General features: G+C 70.9%; 3 protein-coding genes. 2 read left to right on the top strand and 1 reads right to left on the bottom strand.

Translation table 11 applies throughout. The features are described 5' to 3' along the window. The coding region (locus AC1D01_RS26730) for a CorA family divalent cation transporter (RefSeq protein ID WP_477871759.1) at window positions 1–676 on the bottom strand (676 nt) is incomplete at its 3' end. Between the two features lie 175 nt (window positions 677–851). Between AC1D01_RS26730 and AC1D01_RS26725 the strand changes: the two genes are divergently transcribed. Beyond that, window positions 852–2,969: a M66 family metalloprotease gene (locus AC1D01_RS26725; protein WP_477871757.1), complete on the top strand. Its 2,118-nt coding sequence runs from the start codon at window positions 852–854 to the stop codon at window positions 2,967–2,969. Window positions 2,970–3,030: 61 nt separating this feature from the next. Next, window positions 3,031–3,253: substrate-binding domain-containing protein (locus AC1D01_RS26720; protein WP_477871755.1), on the top strand; the 223-nt coding region annotated here is incomplete at its 3' end.

The raw sequence follows: 3,253 nt of genomic DNA, 5'->3' as shown, positions 1-3,253 counted from the left end.
CCGCCACCCACGGCGGCGGCTGGCGCAGCAGCCGGAACAGCGCGCCCGGCTCGGGCGCCAGCAGGCGCTGCAGCCGCACCAGCACGCGGCGCAGCTGGCCGAGCTCGGCGCGCCGGCGGTCGAGGCGGCCGCGCAGCAGGCTGTCCTCGATGCTGTCGACCTTCAGCGTGGCCTCGCGCACGATGCGCACCAGCACGTCGCCCTGGTCCTCGAGCAGGTGGTTCAGCAGGTCGACCGACGAGCCGAAGCGCACGCCCTGCTTCACCGCCTCGCGCAGCCGGTCGATCGAGCGCAGCGGGTGCGCCCGCGCGCTGACGGCCAGCCGCGCGTCGACGCTCATCCACAGCGTCGCGATCTCCGACGGGTCGAACGCGAATTCATAGGCCACGTCGTTGACGACTGCGATCAGGTTGTCCTGCGCGTCCTCGATGYGCGTCGAGCGCGAACCCTGCTGCAGCGCCTCGAAGAACTCCGGCGCAAGCGGCAGGTTGGCCTGCATCCAGGCCTGCGAGGTGGCCGACGTGAGGTCGAAGTGCAGCCAGATGAAGGCATCGCCGGCCGGCTGCTTCAGCCACTCGACGGCCTGGGCGAGATCGATCGGCTCGCCGCATTCGGTCGGCGAGAAGCGGTAGCCGCAGAGCAGGCCGTTCTGCTGGGCGCCGTAGGTGATCGGCATGGGCACTTCTCCTCTGATTCCTGTCATGCACGCGGGCAACCCGCGATGAGAACACGGCTTGATGACACGCCGGCTTTGCAAGCGGGTGTAAAAGCAGAAAAGGTGAAACGCCATGAATGCGCTTTCATGGAACTTCGCGGATCATCGCGGCGCTGCAACCCGACCCCACCGAAGCATGAAGCGCCTGCCCCTGTCCACGACGACCCACATCGCCTTGCTGTTCACCGCCGTCGCGCTCGCCGCCTGCGGAGGCAAGGACGACGGGGACACGCCAGCCGGTTCGCCGCCGGCATCGACGCCCTCGCCCTCGCCAGCACCGGCTCCCGCACCTGCTCCGGCACCCGCACCGTCGCCTTCGCCGGCCCCATCGCCCGCTCCGGCGCCCTCGCCCGCTCCGGCCCCGGCCCCCACGCCGACCCCGGCGCTCACCAGCGTCGAACTCGCGCAGACCCACGTCATCCCGCCCACCGGCCGCGGCATGCAGTCGGCCAACGACGTGAAAAACAAGGTCACCAAGCGCCTGCAGCTGGTGGCCGACCGCGCGGCGCTGCTGATGGTGCAACCGGCCGCGAACGTGACATCGCTGGTGGTGCGCGCGAAGCTGGCCGACGGCCGCACGCTCGGCCCGCTGGCGATGAACGCGCCGGCGAAGCTGCCCGCCACCGACGGCGGCCGCCCGGCCTATTCCGCCGTCAAGTACAGCGCGCTGCTGCCGCGCGAGTGGATCCAGATCGGCGCGACGCTCGAGCTCGGCCAGGGCGATTTCTCGTCGCCGCGCAGCGTGGCGCTGAGCGTCACGCCGGCCACCACGCTGACGCACGTGACGATTCCGGTCTACCTGTTCGGCGCGCGCGCCGCGCAGTCGGTGGTGCCGGACTGGGCGCTGTCTTCGGCCTCGACCAACGGCTACACGCTCGACCAGGAGTACCAGCAGAAGCTGCCGGTCGCGGCCCTCGCGCAGGTGACGACCGGTGCCGTCACGGTCGACCAGCTGGCCGTGCCGGCCCGCAACGACGACCAGTTCTGCCACCCGGCGATGAGCTTCGGCTCGTGGGCCGACTTCAAGGCCGCCGGCGGCGACACCAATGCCCGCATCTACCGGCTGCTCAGCGACATGCGGGGTCCCGCCGCGAACCGCGACGGCAACTTCGCAGCCGGCTTCTACGGCTTCGTGCAGACGGTGGACGGCGGCCGGCAGGTCGCCGCATCGACCGGCGGCGGCCTCGGCGGCGGCGGGGTCGGCACCTCCGGCGGCGACTACCGGCCCGACCCGGTCTACTCGGCCATCTTCAACCACGAGATGGGCCACGCCTACGGCCTGCCGCATGCCGACGCCGCGGCCGATGCCGGCGACTACCCGTACCCGATGGGCACCAAGAGCGGCTCCACCTGGGGCTACGACGCCATCAAGAACCAGCTGCTGACGACGCTCGAGTACAGCGGCCAGTCGTGCGACGGCCGCACCGTCGACGGCACCTGCTTCCAGCGCACGCCGATGTCCGGCGGCGACGACGACCGCGACGGCAAGACCTACCGCTGGAACGCGTTCTCCGACTACCAGGCGGCGCAGATGCAGGAAGGCTTCCTCGACAAGGTGTTCCGCGACGACAGCTACGACGGCGGCTACAAGCGCTGGAACCGCGGCACCGGCGCCTTCGAGAAGCTCTCGGCCAGCGACCGCGCCCGCATCGGCACCGACGTGCTGAAGACCGGGCAGCAGGTGCAGACGGTGATCGGCACGGTGTCGCACTTCAACCTGTCGCCGACCGCGAGCGGCATGGTCGTGACGCCGGCCTGGACCGGCAACCTGCCCAAGCAGCTCGACCCGACGGTGCAGGCCGACCTGGACCTGACGCTCGGCAGCGCACCCGGCGCCTGGGGCGGCTACTACTGCGTCTACAACGGCTGCGACTACACGCTGGTCGCGACCTATGCCGACGGCACGGTGCTGCGCAACCTGCTGTCGATGGGCTACCACGTGATGGACGGCGACGTGCGGCCGAGCGCGAAAGACGTGCTGAGCGGCGACAACTTCGGCACCTACGCCGTCAACCTGCCGACCGGGCATGGCGGGCTGGCGAAGCTGCAGCTGTTCAACACGCCGTTCGGCTCGAAGTGGCAGGCGAAGCTGAGCGCGATCCGCGTGGCCGACCTCGGCAGCAGCGGCTACCCGCTGGTCAACGAATGGACGCCGGCGGCGGGCTTCGGCGGCGGCCCGGGTGCCGCCGGCACGACGCAGTTCGACGCCACCGCGTGCAAGGCGGGCGCGGTGGTCAAGCGCCCGGCACGCTGACACAGGTTGGCACGCCGATCGGGGCACACTTCGGACCTTGCGTTCTCCAGGAGGTCTTGTGATGCACCAGTCCCTCTCATCCATCGCGCTGGCGCTGCTCGTGTTCGGTGCCGCCCCGGCCACCGCCGACACCGTGAAGGTGCTGACCAGCGGCGCGTTCAAGCAGGTCGTCGTCGCGATGGTGCCGGCCTTCGAGGCGCGCACCGGCCACCAGGTCGAGGTCGCGAACGACACCGCCGGCGCGCTCGCGAAGCGCGTGGCCGGCGGCGAGGCCTTCGACCTGC

This window comes from Rhizobacter sp. P3_B12, from assembly GCF_056402895.1.
The sequence above is the reverse complement of the archived record's forward strand: the minus strand, read 5'-3'. Positions and strand labels throughout refer to the sequence as shown.

What these genes read in the sequence shown, in the direction of transcription:
- AC1D01_RS26725 (WP_477871757.1), top strand. Translation starts at nt 852, where the DNA reads ATGAAGCGCCTGCCCCTGTCCACGACGACCCACATCGCCTTGCTGTTC.